This is a genomic window from Delftia sp. WSY_7 (assembly GCF_043104845.1).
Lineage (GTDB): Bacteria > Pseudomonadota > Gammaproteobacteria > Burkholderiales > Burkholderiaceae_C > Comamonas > Comamonas tsuruhatensis.
Genome location: NZ_JBICLB010000008.1, coordinates 1 through 454 on the forward strand (window position 1 = coordinate 1; position 454 = coordinate 454).

Genomic DNA, 454 nt, shown 5'->3' on the forward strand with positions numbered 1-454 from the left:
CAAGGACCAGAACTCCAGCTGCTGGATCCGCGTGGCCACCAACTGGGCAGGACCAGGCTTTGGCGCCATCTCCATCCCGCGCATAGGGCACGAGGTGGTGGTGGACTTCCTCAACGGCGACCCGGACTATCCCATCGTCACGGGCTGCGTCTACAACGCGGCCAACATGCCGCCCTGGGCGCTGCCGGCCAACGCCACGCAATCGGGCATCAAGACCCGGTCGAGCAAGGGCGGTGCCGCAGGCGCGGGCATGAAGAACGGCCCGGGCGACGCCAACGCCATCCGCTTCGAGGACAAGGCGGGCGCCGAACAGCTGTGGCTGCATGCGCAAAAGGACCAGCTCACCGAGGTCGAGAACGACGAGGACAAATGGGTGGGCAACGACCGGCGCAAGACCATCGACCGGGACGAGACCAGCGTCATCCACCGCGACCGCACCGAGACCGTGGACCGC

At 67.2% G+C, this 454-nt stretch carries 1 protein-coding gene; it reads left to right on the top strand.

Annotated elements, in window-relative coordinates; genetic code table 11:
• The coding region (gene tssI / locus ACF8ME_RS04960) for a type VI secretion system tip protein TssI/VgrG (protein WP_392415506.1) at positions 1-454 on the top strand (454 nt) is incomplete at both ends.